Here is a 20198-nt window from a genome sequence, read left to right on the forward strand (position 1 = left end):
TTGAAATAGAAGCATTTCTATGCGAAACTCGCCCGCGTTTATTGAAGACCGCACTTAAATTACAGCCACAGCCCTAATAGGAGAGACAAGCATGTCGGCAAATCCCGAGAACCTGTTCGGCTCGGCCGCGAACGACGCGGACGCCCAGGAGACCCGTGAATGGATGGATGCACTGTCCTCCGTTATTCAGAGCGAGGGGCCTGAGCGGGCTCACTTCCTTCTAGAGCAGTTGCTGGAACATGCGCGGCAGCACAGCATCGACAAGCCGTTCTCGGCCAATACGGCCTACGTCAACACCCTGGAGCCCGACCAGGAAGAGCGCTGCCCCGGCAACCTCGAAATCGAAGAGCGGCTGCGCGCCTACATGCGCTGGAACGCCATGGCCATGGTGGTCAAGGCCAATCGCCACCATCCGCCCGAAGGCGGTGACCTGGGCGGCCACATCGGCTCCTTTGCCTCGTTGGCGAACATGTTCGGCGCGGGCTTCAACCACTTCTGGCACGCCGAGAGCGAAAACCACGGCGGGGATTGCCTCTACATCCAAGGCCACGTGTCCCCCGGCATTTATGCCCGCGCCTACCTGGAAGGCCGCCTGACCGAAGAGCAGCTGCTCAATTTCCGGCAGGAAGTCGACGGCAAGGGCCTGTCGAGCTACCCGCATCCGAAACTGATGCCCGAGTTCTGGCAATTTCCCACGGTCTCGATGGGCCTTGGGCCGCTGATGGCCATCTACCAGGCCCGTTTCCTCAAATACCTGCACGCCCGCGGCATTGCCAACACCGAGAACCGCAAGGTCTGGGTGTTCTGCGGCGACGGCGAAATGGACGAAGTCGAGTCGATGGGCGCCATTGGCCTGGCGGCGCGCGAGAAGCTCGACAACCTGATCTTCGTGATCAACTGCAACCTGCAGCGCCTGGACGGCCCAGTGCGCGGCAACGGCAAGATCATCCAGGAACTCGAGGGTGAATTCCGCGGTTCGGGCTGGAACGTCATCAAGCTGATCTGGGGCAGCAACTGGGATCCGCTGCTGGCGCGCGACAAGGAAGGTGCGCTGCGCAAGATCATGATGGAAACCAACGACGGCGACTATCAGGCCTTCAAGGCCAACGACGGCGCCTACGTTCGCAAGCATTTCTTCGGCCGCGACCCGCGCACGCTCGAGATGGTTTCCAAGATGAGCGACGACGACATTTGGCAGCTGCGCCGCGGCGGGCACGATTCGCAGAAGGTCTACGCCGCTTTCCATGCGGCCGTGAAGCACGAAGGCCAGCCCACGGTGCTCCTGATCAAGACGGTCAAGGGCTTTGGCATGGGCAAGATCGGCGAGGGCAAGAACAACGTCCACCAGACCAAGAAGCTCAGCGACGAGGACATCATGGCCTTCCGCGACCGCTTCAACATTCCGATTCCGGACAGCAAGATTGCCGATCTGCCGTTCTACAAGCCGGCCGACGACACGCCGGAAATGAAGTACCTGCACGAGCGCCGCAAGGCCCTCGGCGGCTACCTGCCGCACCGCCGCACCAAGGCCGACGAGAGCTTCACGGTGCCTTCGCTCGACACCTTCAAGTCGGTGATGGAACCCACGGCCGAAGGCCGCGAGATCTCGACCACGCAGGCCTATGTGCGCTTCTTGACGCAGCTCTTGCGCGACAAGGCGCTGGGCCCGCGCGTGGTGCCCATCCTGGTGGACGAGGCCCGCACCTTCGGCATGGAAGGGTTGTTCCGCCAGATCGGCATCTACAACCCCGCAGGCCAGCAGTACACACCGGTCGACAAGGACCAGGTCATGTACTACAAGGAAGACAAGGCCGGCCAGATCCTGCAGGAAGGCATCAACGAAGCCGGCGGCATGTCCAGCTGGATTGCCGCGGCCACGTCGTACAGCACCAACAACCGCATCATGGTGCCGTTCTACGTGTACTACTCGATGTTCGGCTTCCAGCGTATCGGCGACCTGGCCTGGGCGGCCGGAGACATGCAGGCGCGCGGCTTCCTGCTGGGCGGTACGTCGGGGCGCACCACGCTCAACGGCGAAGGCCTGCAGCACGAAGATGGCCACAGCCACATCCTGGCCAACACCATTCCCAACTGCGTGAGCTACGACCCGACCTTCGCGCACGAAGTGGGCGTGATCCTGCACCATGGCCTGAAGCGCATGGTCGAGAAGCAGGACAACGTCTATTACTACCTGACGCTGCTCAACGAGAACTACCCGATGCCCGGCCTGCAACCCGGCACTGAAGAGCAGATCATCAAGGGCATGTACCTGTCGAAGCAGGGCCCCGCGCTCAAGGCCAAGGCACCCACGGTGCAGCTGCTGGGCAGCGGCACCATCCTGCGCGAAAGCTTTGCCGCGCAGGAACTGCTCGAGAAGGACTGGGGCGTGTCGGCTTCCGTGTGGAGCTGCCCGAGCTTCAACGAGCTGACGCGCGACGGCCAGGACGCCGACCGCTGGAACCTGCTGCACCCCGACCAGACGCCGCGCGTGCCTTTCGTGGCCGAGCAGCTCTCGCCGACCACCGGCCCGGTGATCGCGTCGACCGACTACATGAAGGCGTACGCGGAGCAGATCCGCCCCTTCATTCCGAAGGGCCGCAACTACAAGGTGCTGGGCACCGATGGCTTCGGCCGCAGCGACTTCCGCAACAAGCTGCGCGAGCACTTCGAAATCAACCGCCACTACATCGTGGTGGCCGCGCTCAAGGCGCTGAGCGAAGATGGCACAGTGCCCGTGGCCAAGGTGGTTGAAGCGATCAAGAAGTACGGCATCAATGTCGACAAGGTCAATCCGCTTTACGCCTGAACATCAACAACCAACGAACGAACGGCGCCTCACGGCGGGAGACAACGATATGGCAGCAGTGGAAGTGAAGGTGCCGGACATCGGCGATTTCGATGAAGTCGCGGTGATCGAGGTGCTTGTGAAGGTGGGCGACACGGTCAAGGCCGAGCAGTCGCTCATCACCGTGGAATCGGACAAGGCGTCGATGGAGATTCCGTCGTCGACCGCCGGTGTGGTGAAAGAAATCAAGGTCGAGGTCGGCGGCAAGGTGAAAGAGGGCTCCGTGGTCCTCGTGCTCGAGGCCGAAGGGGCTGCGGCGGCACCGGCTTCGGCGCCTGCAGCCGCTGCGGCTCCTGCGGCTGCCGCACCGGCGCCCGCAGCCGCGGCGCCTGCTCCGGCTGCCGCGCCTGCGGCTTCGGGCCCCATCGAAATCAAGGTGCCCGACATCGGCGATTTCAAGGATGTCGCGGTCATCGAGTTGCTGGTGAAACCCGGCGACACCATCGCGGCCGACCAGTCGCTCATCACCGTCGAATCGGACAAGGCCTCGATGGAAATTCCGTCGTCGGCTGCAGGCGTGCTCAAGGAGCTCAAGGTCAAGGTGGGCGACACGGTCAATATCGGTGACCTGATTGCCGTGCTGGAAGGCGCCGCAGGTGGTGCGGCCCCTGCGCCTGCGCCCGCGCAGGCTGCTGCAGCCGCTGCGCCGGCAACGGCGACCGCCAGTGTGCCAACTCCGGTTGCCGCTCCATCGGCGGCCGCTGCAACTCCGCCAGCTGCTGCCGCACCGCACGAACCCACTGTGGCGCCCACCGGCAAGCTGCCGCACGCTTCTCCCTCGGTGCGCAAGTTCGCCCGCGAACTCGGCGTGCCGCTCGAAGAGGTCAAGGGCTCCGGTCCCAAGGGCCGCATCACCCAGGAAGACGTCCAGGGCTTCACCAAGGCCGTGATGAGCGGCCAGGCCAGCACCAAGGCATCCGCAGCCAAGGCGCCAGCCGGTGGCGGCAGCGCGGACGGCGCGGCATTGGGCCTCATTCCGTGGCCGAAGGTCGACTTTGCGAAGTTCGGCGCTGTCGAGCGCAAGGACCTGTCGCGCATCAAGAAGCTCAGCGGTGCCAACCTGCACCGCAACTGGGTGATGATTCCGCACGTCACCAACAACGACGAAGCCGACATCACCGAGCTCGAAGCCTTCCGCGTTTCCACCAACAAGGAAAACGAAAAGTCGGGCATCAAGGTCACGATGCTCGCCTTCGTGATCAAGGCGGTGGTTGCCGCGCTCAAGAAGTTTCCTGACTTCAACGCCAGCCTCGACGGCGACCAGCTCGTCTACAAGCAGTACTACAACATCGGCTTTGCGGCCGACACGCCCAACGGGCTCGTGGTGCCGGTGCTGAAGGACGCGGACAAGAAGGGCATCCTGCAGATCAGCGCGGAGATGGGTGAACTCGCCAAGAAGGCGCGGGACGGCAAGCTCGGCTCGGCCGACATGCAGGGCGGCTGCTTCTCGATCAGCTCGCTCGGCGGCATCGGCGGCACGCATTTCACGCCCATCATCAATGCCCCCGAAGTGGCCATCCTCGGCCTCTCCAAGGGCCAGATGAAGCCGGTGTGGGACGGCAAGCAGTTTGTGCCGCGCCTGACGCTGCCGCTGTCGCTGTCCTACGACCACCGCGTGATCGATGGTGCCCTGGCTGCGCGCTTCAACGCCTACCTGGGGCAAGTGCTCGCGGACTATCGCCGAATCCTGCTATGACCACCGTAGCGGCCGTCCGCAAAGGCGGCCAGGTCACGATGGCGGCGGATTCGCTGGTGACCTTCGGCGACACGCGGCTTTCGCACCGCGCCGAGGCAAACCAGAAGATCTTCACCATCGACGATGCGGCGGGGCAGAGCCTGTTTGCCGTGGCCGGGGCTGCTGCGCACTTCCTGGTGCTGCAGCATGCGCTGGCCGCGCAGCCGCGCGAGGCGCTGCTGTTCGGCAGCAAGCACGAGATCTTCCGCACCTTCACGCTGCTGCACCCGGTGCTGAAAGACTCGTTCTTCATGCAGACCAAGGAAGACGAGCATGAGCCCTACGAGTCGAGCCAGTTCACGATGCTGATGGCCAACCAGAGCGGCATCTACGGCATCTACAGCTACCGCGAGGTGTTCGAGTTCAAGCAGTTCTGGGCCATTGGCTCGGGGCGCAGCTTTGCACTTGGCGCCATGCACGCGGCCTACGACATGAAGTCGCGCACCTCGCGCGACGTGGCGGAAGCAGGGATTGCCGCCGCCTGCGAATTCGATCGCAATTCGGCCCCACCGGTCGACGTTCTCACACTCAAACTGAAAGTGTCCAAATGAGCGAACAACAAATCAAGGTGCCGGACATCGGCGACTTCGACGAAGTCGCGGTCATCGAGGTGCTCGTCAATGTCGGCGACACGGTCAAGGCCGAGCAGTCGCTGATCACGGTCGAGTCGGACAAGGCCTCGATGGAAATTCCATCGTCGGCCGCCGGCGTGGTGAAGTCGCTCGCCGTCAAAGTGGGCGACAAGGTCAAGGAAGGCTCCGTGGTGCTGACGCTGGAGGTGGACGGTGCCGCAGCGCCCGCGCCCGCAGCAGCCGCTCCTGCGCCAGCCGCCGCGGCGCCCGCCCCCAAGGCGGCTCTCGCACCGGCTCCGGCTGCAGCGCCCGTCGCGTCCACCTATGGCGGCAAGGTCGATGTCGAGTGCGACGTCGTCGTGCTCGGCGCCGGCCCTGGCGGCTATTCGGCCGCATTCCGCGCTGCCGACCTCGGCCTGAAGGTCGTGCTCATCGAACGCTATGCCACGCTGGGCGGCGTGTGCCTGAACGTGGGCTGCATCCCATCGAAAGCGCTGCTGCACGTGGCCTCGGTCATGGACGAGGTCAAGCACTTCGCCGACCTTGGCGTGAGCTTTGCGGCGCCCACGGTCGACCGCGCCAAGCTGCTCGGCCACAAGAACAAGGTGGTGGGCAAGCTCACCGGCGGCCTCACGGCCATGGCCAAGATGCGCAAGGTGACGGTGCTGCGCGGCGTCGGCAACTTCATCGACCCCTACCACCTGGAAGTGGACGAGACGTCCGGCACCAGCTGGGACACCACCGGCAAGAAGCAGACCGTCAAGTTCCGCAACGCCATCATCGCGGCCGGTTCGCAGGCCGTGAGCCTGCCGTTCATGCCGAAGAACGATCCGCGCGTGGTCGACTCCACCGGCGCGCTCGAGATGGGCACCGATCCCAAGCGCATGCTGATCCTGGGCGGCGGCATCATCGGCCTGGAGATGGGCACGGTGTATTCCACCCTCGGCGCTCGGCTCGACGTGGTCGAAATGCTCGACGGCCTGATGCAGGGCGCCGACCGCGACCTGGTCAAGGTGTGGCAGAAGATGAATGCGCCGCGCTTCGACAACATCATGCTCAAGACCAAGACGGTCGGCGCCGAAGCCACGAAAGAGGGCATCAAGGTCACCTTCGAGGGCGAGAACGCACCCAAGGAACCGCAGGTGTACGACCTGGTGCTGCAGGCCGTGGGCCGCAGCCCCAACGGCAAGAAGATCGGCGCCGAGAAGGCCGGCGTGACGGTGAGCGACCGCGGCTTCATTCCGGTCGACATCCAGATGCGCACCAACGTGCCCCACATCTTCGCCATCGGCGACATCGTGGGCCAGCCCATGCTGGCGCACAAGGCGGTGCACGAGGCGCATGTGGCGGCCGAGGTGATTGCCGGCGAGCAGAAGGGCGACAAGGAGCTTTCGAGCGCCGCCTTCAACGCCCGCGTGATCCCGAGCGTTGCCTATACCGACCCCGAGGTGGCGTGGGTCGGCCTCACGGAAGACCAGGCCAAGGCAGAAGGCATCAAGATCAAGAAGGGCCACTTCCCGTGGAACGCCTCGGGCCGGGCCATTGCCAACGGCCGGGACGAGGGCTTCACCAAGCTGCTGTTCGACGCCGAGACGCATCGCATTCTTGGGGGCGGCATCGTGGGCACGCACGCCGGCGACATGCTCGGCGAAATCGCGCTGGCCATTGAAATGGGCGCCGACGAAATCGACATCGGCAAGACCATTCACCCGCATCCGACCCTGGGCGAAAGCATCGGCATGGCGGCCGAGGTGGCGCACGGTACCTGTACCGACTTGCCGCCAGTAAAGAAGGCCTGACCGGCTGGTTGCGCCGCTCCAGGCAACTGGAGCGGCCATAAAAAAATCCCGCCGCGGCGGGATTTTTTGCGTTGAAAGAGGGCGGTTTAGTCGCCGGTGCGGGTTGCGGCTGTTGCCGCGGCCTTGACCTCGTCGTTGGGGGCGCCGCCAAGCACGCGGCGGGCTCCGTCGAAGCGGCGGCTCCAGTAGCTGCCGTTCATGTCTTCCACCCGCACCTGGGCGCCCGTGCGCGGCGAATGAATGAACTTGCCTTCGCCGACATAGATGCCGACATGGCTGAAGGCACGGCGCATGGTGTTGAAGAAAACGAGATCGCCGGGCTTGAGTTGGCTGCGGTCGATCTTTTCGGTGGCTGCGGCTTGTTCTTCGGCGCGGCGGGGCAGCAGGTGGCCAACGGTCTGGTTGTACATGGCGCGAACGAAGCCGCTGCAATCGAAGCCGGACTCGGCCGAGTTGCCACCGCGGCGATATGGAACGCCAAGGAAGCCGATGGCGGTAACGACCAAATCGGAAGTTCGTTCGGTGACGGTTTGGCGAACCTGCTGGAGTTGTCCGATCAAGCCCTTGTCGACAAGCAAGCGGGCAAGTTCGTCATCGGTTCGGTCCTGTTGAGGAGCGGCCTGGACGGCGACGGCAAACAGGAGGGAAGCGGGTAGGACGAAAAAACGCATGGCGCGTAGGATATTGATGACGCGCGGTTATGTCAACCTCATCTGAATTGGCGAATGTATCTCCAAATGATTGATTTGCTTGAAATTTTTCGATTCGGCTGAAGAAAAAATGTAACGGCGGACCTTTATGAACCATAAGCGATTGCCCGCAAATGAACCTCCGCCTGTAAGGTGAATCACTCGCGGGAGCGCGTTTGATCGACAAAATCCCGCAACATCGCTTCAACTTCCCGCAAAATTCGTGAATCTGCAAATTACATCGAACTTTCGGCCTATGGGTCGCGCAGCTGTCCTGGCGGGGTTGGCGTTCGCGGGCACCGTTGTAGCGCAGCTACGCCCTGAGACCATTTCGTCCGGTCTCGAGAATCCATGGGGCGTCGCCTTCCTGCCGAACGGCCGTTTCGCGGTGACCGAACGCGCCGGGCGTTTGCGGGTGATTGCTGCGGACGGAAAAATCAGCCCGCCAGTGACCGGGTTACCTGCGATTGCGGCGGGCGGCCAGGGTGGCCTGCTCGACGTGCTGGCGGATTCAGGCTTCGAAAAGAACCGCACGCTGTACTTCTGTTTTTCCGAACCCCAGGCAGGGGGCTCGGCCAACGGCACTGCGCTGGCCCGCGCACAGCTTTCGGAAGAGGGCGCGAAGCTGGAGAACCTGCGCATCATCTTCAGCCAGCAACCCAAGGTGGCCAGCCGCAATCATTTCGGCTGCCGCATTGTCGAAGCGAGAGACGGCACGCTGTTTCTTACGCTGGGCGACCGGTACAGCCGCAAGGACGATGCGCAGAAGCTCGACAGCCACCTGGGCAAAGTCGTGCGCATTGCCAAAGACGGAACCGTGCCAAAGGACAACCCGTTTGTCGGCCGGAGTGGGGCGCTGCCTGAAATCTGGAGCTACGGCCACCGCAATGGCCAGGGCGCGACGCTCGCGCCGGACGGCCGCCTGTGGATGACGGAGCACGGCCCCCAAGGCGGCGACGAGCTCAATGTTCCGCAAGCTGGCCGCAACTACGGCTGGCCGGTGATCACCTACGGTGAAAACTACGGCGGCGGCAAGATTGGCGACGGCCTCACCGCGAGCGAAGGGATGGAGCAGCCGTTGCACTACTGGGTGCCGTCGATTGCGCCATCGGGCATGGCCTTCCTGACCAGCGACCGGTATGGCACGGGGTGGAGGGGCAATCTCTTCGTCGGATCGCTCAAGTTCGGCTATCTCGACCGCATCGAGCTGAAAGACGGCAAGGTGGTGGCCGAGCACAGGCTGCTGGCCGACGGAAGGGCGCGTATCCGCGACGTGAAGCAGGGGCCGGACGGATTGCTTTATGTACTGACCGACGAATCCGACGGCAAGCTGCTGCGGTTAAGGCCGAACTGACCCCAGGGCTTCAGCCTGAGCAGCCCGGCAGAGGCAGCGTGGGCAGCATGCTGCGCCAGAGGCGCATCCACTCGGGCCAGTCATGGCCGCCCTCGGTCGTGAACACGCGGCCCTCCGGCAGCGCAGCGGCCAGGAGCCGGTGGCTGAAGGCAAAGCGGTCGTCGATGCCGTAGCCCAGGTAAAGCGGCGGGCGCGCGCCGAAGGTGGCGCTATGGCCGACGTGGCCGCGCAGCCATTGCCAAAGCTGCGTTTCGTTCGGCGTTCGCGGGTCGCTGCCCGGTGGGGCGTCCAGCGGCCCGGTCCAGTGGGCCACGCCGCCCGCATTGGCGATGTCCAGGCTGAGCGCGCGTTCCCCCAGATAAGGCGCGATGGTCACGAGGCCGGCCAGTTCGCCGGGGTGGGTTTGCGCGTAGAGAAGCCCGCCGAATCCGCCGACCGAAATGCCGACGATCCAGATCGACTTGTAGCCCTTGCTGCGTGCCGGTGCCATCACGTCCTTGCTCAACCGGTCGAGGATGGTCTTGTTGTTGTAGTAGCCGAGGTGCGCATCGACCAGCATCGCGTCCACCGCGAGCCTGTTGTCGCCTAGCGCCTTGACGAAACCCTCGCGCGTGAAATCGTCCGGGTGCGAATAGGCGCCGGGCAGGAGCAAAAGCAGCGTGTCCGCGTTCGGGGTGCAGCTGCTCTTTTCGAGCGTGCTCTCCAGCGGCGTGTTGGCCGTTCGCATGCCGCCGCAGCCGGAGACCAGGAGCACGGCGCAAAGGCTCAGCAGCAGGAGAGGGCGCCGCGCTGAGAGGCGCCAGTAAAAGATCCGCATCCAGCGGAGTCTAGGTGCACGGCTTTTCGGTGGTACGGTCTAGCCCAATCAATTTTCATCTGAAAGAATCAGTTCATGCTGCTCGACGCCTCGCAATCCCAACTCGTGCTGATCGACTACCAGGCGCAACTGATGCCTGCGATCTTCGAGGCCGATGCCGTGGCGCAGAACGCCGTGCGCCTGGGCAAGATGGCGCGCCTGTTCGAGGTGCCGGTCTGGGGCACCGAGCACAACCCCTCGAAGCTCGGCGAAACCCTGCCCAGCATTCGCGCGCTGTACCAGCGAACCTTGCCCAAGATGCATTTCAGCGGCATGGAGGAGGGCCTTGGCGAATGGCTGCGCGTGCCGCCCAAGGCGCCGCAGGGCAACGCCCGCAGCCTGCCGAAGCACCTGCAGAAGCCTGCGGCCGCAGCCGAAGAGCGCAACACCATCGTGATTGCCGGCTGCGAGGCGCATGTGTGCCTGCTGCAGACCGCACTCGATCTTCTTGAAGACGAGTTTGAAGTTTGGGTGGTGACCGACGCCTGCAGCTCTCGCACCGAGCGCAATCGCGACGCGGCCTTCGACCGGTTGGCCGGCGCGGGCGCCGAGTTGGTGACCACCGAGATGGTCGGCTTCGAGTGGCTGCGCACGGCCGAGCACCCGGCATTCCCCGAGCTGCTGAAGATCATTCGATAACGGCCTTGCGTTCAGCCCCCACCCGGCCGGGGCCGGAGCGACGCGGGCGACACCTGATTGTCGGGCGCGTCAGCTTCCTGCAAGATCGATCTCCATAATTATGAATTCAGTTTTAGGCGACGCTGATCGCCGGAGCTGATTTCCATAACCAGGAGACATCGCAGATGAGCCGCTACGAAGAGTTCTATCGCCGGTCGGTGGATGCGCCCGAGGCGTTCTGGGCCGAGCAGGCCCGGCTGATCGACTGGAAGACGCCGCCGACCCAGGTTCTGGACGCCAGCCAGCCGCCATTTGCCCGCTGGTTCGTGGGTGGAAGCACCAATCTGTGCCACAACGCCGTCGACCGGCATGTAGCCGAATGCGGCGATCAACCTGCGTTGATCTTCGTATCGACTGAAACCGGAACCGAAAGAACCTACAGCTTTCGCGAACTGCATGCCGAGGTGCAGCGCACCGCGGCCAGCCTGGTCGAGCTCGGGGTGGGCAAAGGCGACCGCGTGCTCATCTATATGCCGATGATTCCGGAAGCGGCGTTCGCCATGCTGGCCTGCGCGCGGATCGGCGCCATCCATTGCGTGGTTTTCGGCGGCTTCGCCAGTGGCTCGCTGGCGGCGCGCATCGAAGACGCCGAGCCCAAGGTGGTGGTGAGCGCCGACGCCGGTTCTCGCGGCGGCAAGGTCATTGCGTACAAGCCGCTGCTCGACGAGGCCATCAGGATTTCAAAGCACAAGCCACCGGCCGTGCTCCTGACCGATCGCGGCCTTGCGCCCATGGCATTGACCGCCGGGCGCGACCACCTGGCTGCCGAGTTGAGCCTGAAGCATCGCGCCACCGAAGTGCCATGCACCTGGCTGGCCGCCACCGACATCAGTTACACCATCTACACGAGCGGCACCACCGGCAAGCCGAAGGGCGTGCAGCGCGATGTCGGCGGCTATGCGGTGGCGCTGGCCGCCAGCATGAAGCACATCTTCGACGGGCGGGCGGGCGAAACCTATTTTTCGACCAGCGACATCGGCTGGGTGGTGGGCCACAGCTACATCGTCTATGGGCCGCTGATCGCCGGCATGGCCACCCTGATGTACGAGGGCCTGCCCACCCAGGGCATCGACAAGCAGCCTGACGGCGGCATCTGGTGGCGCCTGGTCGAGAAATACAAGGTCACGGTGAAGTTCAGCGCGCCCACCGCGGTGCGCGTGCTCAGGAAGCAAGACCCGGCGCTGCTCAGAAAATACGACCTGTCGAGCCTGCGCGCGCTCTTCCTGGCGGGCGAACCGCTCGACGAGCCCACAGCGCGGTGGATTGCCGACGGCTTGGGCGTGCCGATCATCGACAACTATTGGCAGACCGAATCGGGCTGGCCGATCATCACCATTGCCAATGGCGTGGAGAAAAAGCCCAGCAAATTCGGCAGCCCGGGCGTGCCGATGTACGGCTACCGCGTGAAGATCCTGCACGAATCCACAGGTGAGGAACTGACGGGCGCCAACGAAAAGGGCGTGGTCGTGATCGAAGGGCCCACGCCGCCGGGCTTCATGCAAACGGTGTGGAAGGACGACCGGCGGTTCGTCGACACCTATTGGAAAACCGTACCCGGCAAGATGGTCTATTCGACCTTCGACTGGGGGATTCGCGACGAAGACGGTTACTTCTACATCCTCGGGCGCACCGACGACGTGATCAACGTGGCCGGGCACCGCCTCGGCACGCGCGAGATCGAGGAGAGCATTTCGGGGCACGCCGGCGTGGCCGAGGTGGCGGTGGTCGGCGTGGCCGATGCGCTCAAGGGGCAGGTGGCCATGGCTTTCGTCGTACCGCGGGACGGCCAGGCAGTTACCGACCCCGACGTGGCGCTGAAGCTGGAGGGCGAAATCATGAAAGTGGTGGCCGACCAGCTCGGCGCGCTGGCGCGGCCGGCCCGCGTGCGCTTTGTGAACGGGCTGCCCAAGACCCGCAGCGGCAAGCTGCTGCGGCGGGCGATCCAGGCCGTGTGCGAGCAGCGCGATCCGGGCGACCTGACCACCATGGACGACCCCGCCACGCTGCAACAGATCAAACAACTACTTTCTTCTGCCTGAATGAGCAAGGGTAATCTTGCGAAGTTGCGCCGAGCCGTCATATGTCTGACGTGGCACAATGCCAAGGTACTCAGGCCCTTCCCCAGCCACAGTCGCATCCGCCAACCGGTTCAGCCGTGTCGCGGAAGGTTTCTTAACCAGCTAGTGCTTCCTTCAGGGAAGCGAAGGTCAGCGGAATATGAGCGATTCTTCTACGCCATCGGCGTACACCGCCTATCAAGGCAACACATACCTCTTCGGCGGCAATGCGCCCTACGTCGAAGAGATGTACGAAAACTACCTTGCCAACCCTGGCAGCGTGCCTGACAACTGGCGCTCGTATTTCGATGCGCTGCAGAATGTTCCCGCCGTAGACGGCTCCAATACCCGCGATGTGCCGCACCAGCCGGTCATCAACGCCTTTGCAGAACGTGCCAAGCAGGGCACGACCCGCGTGGTCCAGGCCAGCGGCGCAGACTCCGAACTGGGCCGCAAGCGCACCGCCGTCCAGCAGCTGATTGCCGCCTACCGCAACGTCGGAGCCCGCTGGGCCGACCTCGACCCCCTCAAGCGCGCCGAGCGCCCGGCCATTCCGGAACTCGAGCCCTCGTTCTACGGCTTTACCGACGCCGACCTCGAGACGGTGTTCAACACGAGCAACACCTTCTTCGGCAAAGAGACCATGTCGCTGCGCGACCTGCTCAATGCCTTGCGTGAAACGTATTGCGGCACGATGGGCGCCGAGTACATGTACACCACCGACCAGAACCACAAGCGCTGGTGGCAGCAGAAGCTCGAAAGCGCCCGGACCAACCCCAAGCTGACGGCCGAGCAGAAGAAGCACGTGCTGAACCGCCTTACGGCGGCCGAGGGCCTCGAGCGCTTCCTGCATACCAAGTACGTGGGCCAGAAGCGCTTCTCGCTCGAAGGCGGCGAGAGCTTCATCGTCTCGATGGACGAGCTCATCAACCAGGCCGGCGTCAAGGGCGTGCAGGAAATCGTGATCGGCATGGCCCACCGCGGCCGCCTGAACGTGCTGGTCAATTCGCTGGGCAAGCTGCCCGCCGACCTGTTCGCCGAGTTCGACCACACCGCACCTGAAGACCTGCCAAGCGGCGACGTGAAGTACCACCAGGGCTTCAGCTCGGACGTGACCACCCCTGGCGGCCCGGTGCACCTGAGCCTTGCGTTCAACCCCTCGCACCTCGAAATCGTGAACCCCGTGGTCGAAGGCTCCGTGCGTTCGCGCATGGACCGCCGCGCCGACCCGCAGGGCAAGCAGGTGCTGCCCGTGCTGGTGCACGGCGACGCCGCCTTCGCGGGCCAGGGCGTCGTGATGGAAACGCTGGCACTGGCAGAAACGCGCGGCTACTTCACCGGCGGCACGGTGCATATCGTCATCAACAACCAGATCGGCTTCACCACCAGCGACCCGCGCGACAGCCGCTCGACGCTGTACTGCTCGGACATCGTCAAGATGATCGAGGCGCCGGTGCTGCACGTGAACGGCGACGATCCCGAAGCCGTGGTGCTGGCTACCCAGCTCGCCCTCGAATTCCGCATGGAGTTCCAGAAGGACGTGGTTGTGGACATCGTCTGCTTCCGCAAGCTCGGCCACAACGAGCAGGACACGCCTTCGCTCACGCAGCCGCTCATGTACAAGAAGATCGCCCAGCATCCCGGCACGCGCAAGCTGTACGCCGACAAGCTGGCCGCTCAAGGCCTGGGCGACACGCTCGGCGACGACATGGTCAAGGCGCAACGCGCGGCCTTCGACGAAGGCAAGAACACCATCGACCCGGTGCTCACCAACTTCAAGAGCAAGTACGCGGTCGACTGGAGCCCCTACCTCAACAAGAAGTGGACCGATGCCGGCGACACGGCCATTCCGTCCAGCGAGTGGAAGCGCCTGGCCGAGAAGATCACCACGGTGCCGGCCGGCTTCACGGTGCACCCGCTCGTGAAGAAGGTGCTGGACGACCGCGCCGCCATGGGCCGCGGCGACGTGAACGTCGACTGGGGCATGGGCGAGCACATGGCTTTCGCCTCTCTGGTGGCCAGCGGCTACCCGGTTCGCCTCTCGGGCGAGGACTCGGGCCGTGGCACCTTCACGCACCGCCACGCCGTGCTGCACGACCAGAACCGCGAGAAGTTCGACGTCGGCACCTACACTCCGCTGCAGAACGTGGCTGAAAACCAGGCGCCGTTCGTCGTCATCGACTCCATCCTCTCGGAAGAAGCCGTCCTCGCGTTCGAATACGGCTACGCATCGAACGACCCGAACACGCTCGTGATCTGGGAAGCCCAGTTCGGCGACTTCGTGAACGGCGCGCAAGTGGTGATCGACCAGTTCATCGCTTCGGGCGAAGTGAAGTGGGGCCGCGTCAACGGCCTGACCATGATGCTGCCGCACGGCTACGAAGGCCAGGGCCCCGAGCACAGCTCGGCACGCCTGGAGCGCTTCATGCAGCTGAGCGCGGACACCAACATGCAAGTGGTGCAGCCGACCACGGCCAGCCAGATCTTCCACGTGCTGCGCCGCCAGATGGTGCGCAACCTGCGCAAGCCGCTCATCATCCTTACGCCCAAGTCGCTGCTGCGCAACAAGGATGCAACGTCGCCGCTGTCCGAGTTCACCAAGGGCAGCTTCCAGACGGTCATTCCGGACAGCAAGGGCCTGAAGGCAGAGAAGGTCAAGCGCCTGATCGCCTGCTCGGGCAAGGTCTACTACGACCTGTTCAAGAAGCGCGAAGAGCAGGGCAACGAGGACGTGGCGATCATCCGCGTCGAGCAGCTCTACCCGTTCCCGCACAAGGCCTTTGCCGCCGAGATCAAGAAGTACCCGAATCTCGTCGACGTGGTCTGGTGCCAGGACGAGCCGCAGAACCAGGGCGCCTGGTTCTTCGTGCAGCACTACATCCACGAAAACATGCAGGAAGGCCAGAAGCTCGGCTACTCCGGCCGTGCCGCTTCGGCATCGCCGGCGGTGGGCTACTCGCACCTGCACCAGGAACAGCAGAAGGCGCTCGTCGATGGCGCATTTGGCAAGCTCAAGGGCTTCGTGCTGACCAAGTAATCAAGAGCCTTTTTTCACACGAACACCCTCAAGAACAAAACGGAGCTCACTCCAAATGTCTATCGTAGAAGTCAAAGTCCCCCAGCTTTCCGAATCCGTGGCCGAAGCCACCATGCTCACCTGGAAGAAGAAGGCCGGCGAAGCCGTCGCCGTCGATGAAATCCTGATCGAGATCGAGACCGACAAGGTCGTGCTCGAAGTGCCCGCACCCTCGGCCGGCGTGCTGGCCGAAATCGTCCAGCCCGATGGCGCCACCGTGGTGGCCGACCAGCTCATCGCCAGGATCGACACCGAAGGCAAGGGCGCGGCCGCCGCACCGGCGGCAGCACCCGCCGCCGCAGCCCCGGCGCCCGCCGCAGCCCCGGCGCCCGCCGCTGCACCGGCCCCCGCAGCCGCTGCCGCAGCCGCCGGCGGCTCGAAGGCCGACGTTGCCATGCCCGCCGCTGCCAAGCTGCTGGCCGACAACAACCTGAAGACCAGCGACGTGGCCGGTACCGGCAAGGACGGCCGCGTCACCAAGGGCGACGTGCTCGGCGCCGTGGCTTCGGGCGCCAAGCCTGCCGCCACCGTGGCGGCACCGGCCGCCAAGCCTGCGCTGCCGCAAGTCTCGGCACCCTCTGGCACCGCAGACCTGGGCGAACGCCCCGAGCAGCGCGTGCCGATGAGCCGCCTGCGCGCCCGCATTGCCGAGCGCCTGCTGCAATCGCAAGCCACCAACGCCATCCTGACGACCTTCAACGAGGTCAACATGGCACCGGTGATGGAACTGCGCAAGCGCTTCCAGGACAGCTTCACCAAGGAACACGGCGTGAAGCTCGGCTTCATGAGCTTCTTCGTGAAGGCCGCGGTGCATGCGCTGAAGAAGTACCCGGTGATCAACGCCTCGGTCGACGGCAACGACATCCTGTACCACGGCTACTTCGACATCGGTATTGCTGTCGGTTCGCCGCGCGGCCTGGTGGTGCCCATCCTGCGCAATGCCGACCAGATGAGCTTTGCCGACATCGAGAAGAAGATTGCCGAATACGGCAAGAAGGCGCAGGACGGCAAGCTCGGCATCGAAGAGATGACTGGCGGCACGTTCTCCATCTCGAACGGCGGCACCTTCGGCTCGATGCTATCGACCCCGATCATCAACCCGCCCCAGTCGGCCATCCTCGGCGTGCACGCCACCAAGGACCGCGCCGTCGTCGAGAACGGCCAGATCGTCATCCGCCCGATGAACTACCTTGCCATGAGCTATGACCACCGCATCATCGACGGCCGCGAAGCCGTGCTGGGCCTGGTCGCCATGAAGGAGGCGCTGGAAGATCCGTCGCGCCTGCTGTTCGACATCTGAGGAGACTGATCAGATGGCAAACAAACAATTCGACGTCATCGTCATCGGCGGCGGCCCCGGCGGCTACATCGCGGCCATTCGCGCCGCGCAACTCGGCTTCAACGTCGCGTGTATCGACGAGTGGAAAAACGGCAAGGGCGGCCCGGCACCGGGCGGCACCTGCACCAACGTCGGCTGCATTCCGTCGAAGGCGCTGCTGCAATCGTCGGAGCACTTCGAGCAGGCCGGCCACCACTTTGCCGACCACGGCATCAAGGTCGAGGGCCTTGGCCTGGACATCGACAAGATGCTGGCCCGCAAGGACCAGGTCGTGAAGCAGAACAACGACGGCATCCTGTACCTGTTCAAGAAGAACAAGATCAGCTTCTTCCATGGCCGCGGCTCGTTCGTGAAAACCGACGAAACCGGCTATGAGATCAAGGTGGCGGGCGCGGCCGAAGAATCGATCAGCGGCAAGCACATCATCGTGGCCACGGGCTCCAACGCCCGCGCATTGCCCGGTACGCCTTTCGACGAGGAGAACATTCTTTCGAACGACGGCGCGCTGCGCATCGGCGCGGTGCCGAAGAAGCTGGGCCTGATCGGCTCGGGCGTCATCGGCCTGGAAATGGGGTCGGTGTGGCGCCGCCTCGGTGCCGAAGTCACGGTGCTCGAAGCGCTGCCGACCTTCCTCGGCGCGGTGGACGAGCAGATCGCCAAGGAAGCCAAGAAGGCCTTCGACAAGCAGAAGCTCAAGATCGAGCTTGGCGTCAAGGTCGGCGAGATCAAGTTGTCGAAGAAGGGCGTGAGCGTTGCCTGGACCAATGCCAAGGGCGAAGCCCAGACGCTGGAAGTCGACAAGCTGATCGTCTCGATCGGCCGCGTGCCCAACACCATTGGCCTGAACGCCGAAGCCGTGGGCCTGAAGCTGGACGAGCGCGGCGCCATTGCCGTGGACGACGATTGCAAGACGAGCCTGCCCAACGTGTGGGCCATCGGCGACGTGGTGCGCGGTCCGATGCTCGCGCACAAGGCCGAGGAAGAGGGCGTTGCCGTGGCGGAGCGCATTGCGGGCCAGCACGGCCACGTCAACTTCAACACGGTTCCGTGGGTCATCTATACCAGCCCCGAGATCGCGTGGGTCGGGCAGACCGAGCAGCAGCTCAAGGCCGCGGGCCGCGCCTACAAGGCCGGCACCTTCCCGTTCCTGGCAAACGGCCGCGCACGCGCGCTGGGCGACACGACCGGCATGGTCAAGTTCCTGGCCGATGCCGCAACCGACGAGATCCTCGGCGTGCACATCGTGGGCCCGCAAGCCAGCGAGCTGATCTCCGAAGCCGTGGTGGCCATGGAGTTCAAGGCCAGCGCCGAAGACATCGCGCGCATCTGCCACGCGCATCCGTCGCTGTCGGAAGCCACGAAGGAAGCGGCACTTGCCGTGGACAAGCGTACGCTGAACTTCTGATCCATTGACCAGCGTCAAAGAGGCCTATGAGGCGGAACTCGCGGTGCGCGGGTTCCAGAGCGATCCCGCGCAACTGCGTGCCGTGGAGGCGCTGGATCGCTGCGCGCGGGAGTGGGCCGGCTACAAGGCCCAGCGCTCCAACGCACTGAAGAAGTTCATCAACCGGCCGGAGCTCCCGCGCGGCGTCTACATGTATGGCGGCGTCGGGCGGGGCAAGAGCTTCCTGATGGACTTGTTCTTCAACGCCGTGCCGCTCAGGCGCAAGACGCGCCTGCACTTTCACGAGTTCATGCGCGAGGTGCACCGCGAGTTGCGCGAGTTGCAGGGCACGGTCAATCCGCTCGATGAGCTTGGGTTGCGCATTTCCAAGCGCTACAAGCTGATCTGCTTCGACGAGTTCCACGTGGCGGACATCACCGATGCGATGATTCTTCATCGGCTGCTGGTGTCGCTGTTCGAGAACGGCGTGGGCTTTGTCACCACCTCCAATTTCAGGCCCGACGACCTGTACCCGGGCGGGCTGCATCGCGACCGCATCCTGCCAGCGATTGCATTGCTGAACGAAAAGCTCGAAGTATTGAGCGTGGACAACGGCACCGACTACCGGCGCCGCACACTCGAGCAATTGCGCATGTACCTCACGCCCAACGATGCGGCGGCCGAGAAGGAAATGCGCAAGGCTTTCGACAAGCTGGCCGAAACGGCCGACGAAAACCCGGTCCTGCACATCGAGCAGCGCGAGATCCGCGCACGGCGCAAGGCGGGCGGTGTGGTCTGGTTCGACTTCAAGACGCTGTGCGGCGGGCCGCGCTCGCAGAACGACTACCTCGAAATTGCCAGCCAGTTCCACACGGTGCTGCTCTCCGACGTGCCGCACATGCCGGTGCGCATGGCTTCCGAAGCACGCCGTTTCACCTGGCTCGTCGACGTCTTGTACGACCGGCGTGTCAAGCTCATCATGTCGGCTGAGGTGGCGCCGGAGGCGTTGTATACCGAGGGGCCGCTGGCGCATGAATTTCCGCGCACGGTTTCCAGGCTCACCGAAATGCAATCGAGCGAATTCCTCTCGCTGGAGCGCCGGATCGTCGACACTCGACTGACATGAAAAATATCGTTTTCGCCGTGCTGATGACCTTGGGCAGCCTGCCGGTCTGGGCTCAGTCCAATGCGGCCGCAGGCACCGCCGACTTCGAAGCCGAACGCAGCAGGCTGACGGCCGAACGCGCCGCCATCGAGGCGCGATTCGAGAAGGAGCGCGCCGCCTGCTACCAGAAGTTCGCGGTCGAAGATTGCCTGCGCGACAGCCGCAGGCGCCGCCGCACCGAAACCGATCACATCAAGCGCCAGGAAACGGCCATCAACGACATCGAGCGCCAGCGGCGCGGCGCGGCCGAGCTCGAGAAGCTAGATCAAAAGGCCGCCACGCGGCGCCCGCAAGACACGCCCGAGAAGCAGGACGAGTCGCGCCAGGCGCAGAAAGACCGCGAGCAGCGCGCTGCCGATCACGCGGCAAGCCGTGCCGCCACCGCTGCCGAAGCCGACGAGCGCCGGCGCCAGCTCGAGGCCAAGCAAAGGGCAAACGCCGAAGAGCAGGCCAAGGCCGCGCAGCGCCGCGCCGAAGCGCCGGCTGAAGTCCAACGCTTCGAGAGCAAGCAGCAGAAGGCGGCGGAGCGCCGGGCCAGCCGCGAACGGCAGAACGCCGATCGCAGCAAGCCGCGCGGGGCGCCGCTGCCCCCGGCGCCGCCGGCAGCGCCGGCGTCATCGCCCGCCCGTTAGGCGCTGGAGGTCCTGCG

14 protein-coding genes are annotated in these 20198 nt (G+C 64.4%); 12 read left to right on the forward strand and 2 right to left on the reverse strand.

Features of this window, described 5'->3' with window-relative positions; genetic code table 11:
* Positions 1–91: 91 nt before the first annotated feature.
* Genes aceE through lpdA (QHG62_RS08795) form a run of 4 tightly spaced genes read left to right on the forward strand, consistent with a single transcriptional unit; the run spans position 92 to position 6951 of the window.
* On the forward strand, positions 92–2806 hold the full coding sequence (gene aceE / locus QHG62_RS08780) for a pyruvate dehydrogenase (acetyl-transferring), homodimeric type (RefSeq protein ID WP_281150508.1): 2715 nt from the start codon (positions 92–94) through the stop codon (positions 2804–2806).
* A 49-nt stretch (positions 2807–2855) separates the two neighbouring features.
* A complete protein-coding gene (aceF, locus tag QHG62_RS08785) occupies positions 2856–4541 on the forward strand; it encodes a dihydrolipoyllysine-residue acetyltransferase (RefSeq protein WP_281150509.1) in 1686 nt (561 codons plus the stop codon).
* Positions 4538–5131, forward strand: a complete 594-nt coding sequence (locus QHG62_RS08790) for an MFS transporter (RefSeq protein ID WP_281150510.1) — start codon at positions 4538–4540, stop codon at positions 5129–5131. Before aceF ends, QHG62_RS08790 begins: the two co-directional genes overlap by 4 nt.
* Positions 5128–6951 carry a dihydrolipoyl dehydrogenase gene (lpdA, locus tag QHG62_RS08795; RefSeq protein ID WP_281150511.1) on the forward strand — a complete coding sequence of 608 codons (1824 nt, stop codon included), beginning with the start codon at positions 5128–5130 and terminating at the stop codon, positions 6949–6951. Before QHG62_RS08790 ends, lpdA (QHG62_RS08795) begins: the two co-directional genes overlap by 4 nt.
* 86 nt (positions 6952–7037) lie before the next feature.
* Here the strand turns inward: lpdA (QHG62_RS08795) and QHG62_RS08800 are convergent, their stop codons facing one another.
* A complete protein-coding gene (locus tag QHG62_RS08800) occupies positions 7038–7622 on the reverse strand; it encodes a C40 family peptidase (RefSeq protein ID WP_281150512.1) in 585 nt (194 codons plus the stop codon).
* 274 nt (positions 7623–7896) lie between these two features.
* Between QHG62_RS08800 and QHG62_RS08805 the strand changes: the two genes are divergently transcribed.
* On the forward strand, positions 7897–8994 hold the full coding sequence (locus QHG62_RS08805; protein ID WP_281150513.1) for a PQQ-dependent sugar dehydrogenase: 1098 nt from the start codon (positions 7897–7899) through the stop codon (positions 8992–8994).
* A 10-nt stretch (positions 8995–9004) separates the two neighbouring features.
* Here QHG62_RS08805 and QHG62_RS08810 read toward each other — a convergent pair whose 3' ends face one another.
* Positions 9005–9811: an alpha/beta fold hydrolase gene (locus tag QHG62_RS08810; RefSeq protein WP_281150514.1), complete on the reverse strand. Its 807-nt coding sequence runs from the start codon at positions 9809–9811 to the stop codon at positions 9005–9007.
* A 75-nt stretch (positions 9812–9886) separates the two neighbouring features.
* Here QHG62_RS08810 and QHG62_RS08815 point away from each other — a divergent pair, with 75 nt between their 5' ends.
* From QHG62_RS08815 to QHG62_RS08845, 7 genes are all read left to right on the forward strand, one after another.
* The gene (locus QHG62_RS08815; protein WP_281150515.1) at positions 9887–10489 is read left to right on the forward strand and encodes an isochorismatase family protein; all 603 of its coding nucleotides are present in this window, start codon (positions 9887–9889) and stop codon (positions 10487–10489) included.
* Between the two features lie 125 nt (positions 10490–10614).
* On the forward strand, positions 10615–12567 hold the full coding sequence (locus tag QHG62_RS08820) for a propionate--CoA ligase (RefSeq protein WP_281151546.1): 1953 nt from the start codon (positions 10615–10617) through the stop codon (positions 12565–12567).
* Positions 12568–12745: 178 nt separating this feature from the next.
* Complete coding sequence (locus QHG62_RS08825; protein WP_281150516.1) at positions 12746–15622, forward strand: 2-oxoglutarate dehydrogenase E1 component; 2877 nt, start codon at positions 12746–12748, stop codon at positions 15620–15622.
* Between the two features lie 55 nt (positions 15623–15677).
* On the forward strand, positions 15678–16961 hold the full coding sequence (odhB, locus tag QHG62_RS08830) for a 2-oxoglutarate dehydrogenase complex dihydrolipoyllysine-residue succinyltransferase (RefSeq protein ID WP_281150517.1): 1284 nt from the start codon (positions 15678–15680) through the stop codon (positions 16959–16961).
* Between the two features lie 13 nt (positions 16962–16974).
* Positions 16975–18405: a dihydrolipoyl dehydrogenase gene (lpdA, locus tag QHG62_RS08835; protein ID WP_281150518.1), complete on the forward strand. Its 1431-nt coding sequence runs from the start codon at positions 16975–16977 to the stop codon at positions 18403–18405.
* Positions 18406–18409: 4 nt separating this feature from the next.
* Complete coding sequence (gene zapE / locus QHG62_RS08840) at positions 18410–19510, forward strand: cell division protein ZapE (protein WP_281150519.1); 1101 nt, start codon at positions 18410–18412, stop codon at positions 19508–19510.
* Positions 19507–20181, forward strand: coding sequence for a hypothetical protein (locus tag QHG62_RS08845; protein ID WP_281150520.1), 675 nt, complete (start codon positions 19507–19509; stop codon positions 20179–20181). Before zapE ends, QHG62_RS08845 begins: the two co-directional genes overlap by 4 nt.
* Positions 20182–20198 lie beyond the last annotated feature (17 nt).

The organism is Variovorax paradoxus (assembly GCF_029919115.1).
GTDB lineage: Bacteria > Pseudomonadota > Gammaproteobacteria > Burkholderiales > Burkholderiaceae_C > Variovorax > Variovorax paradoxus_O.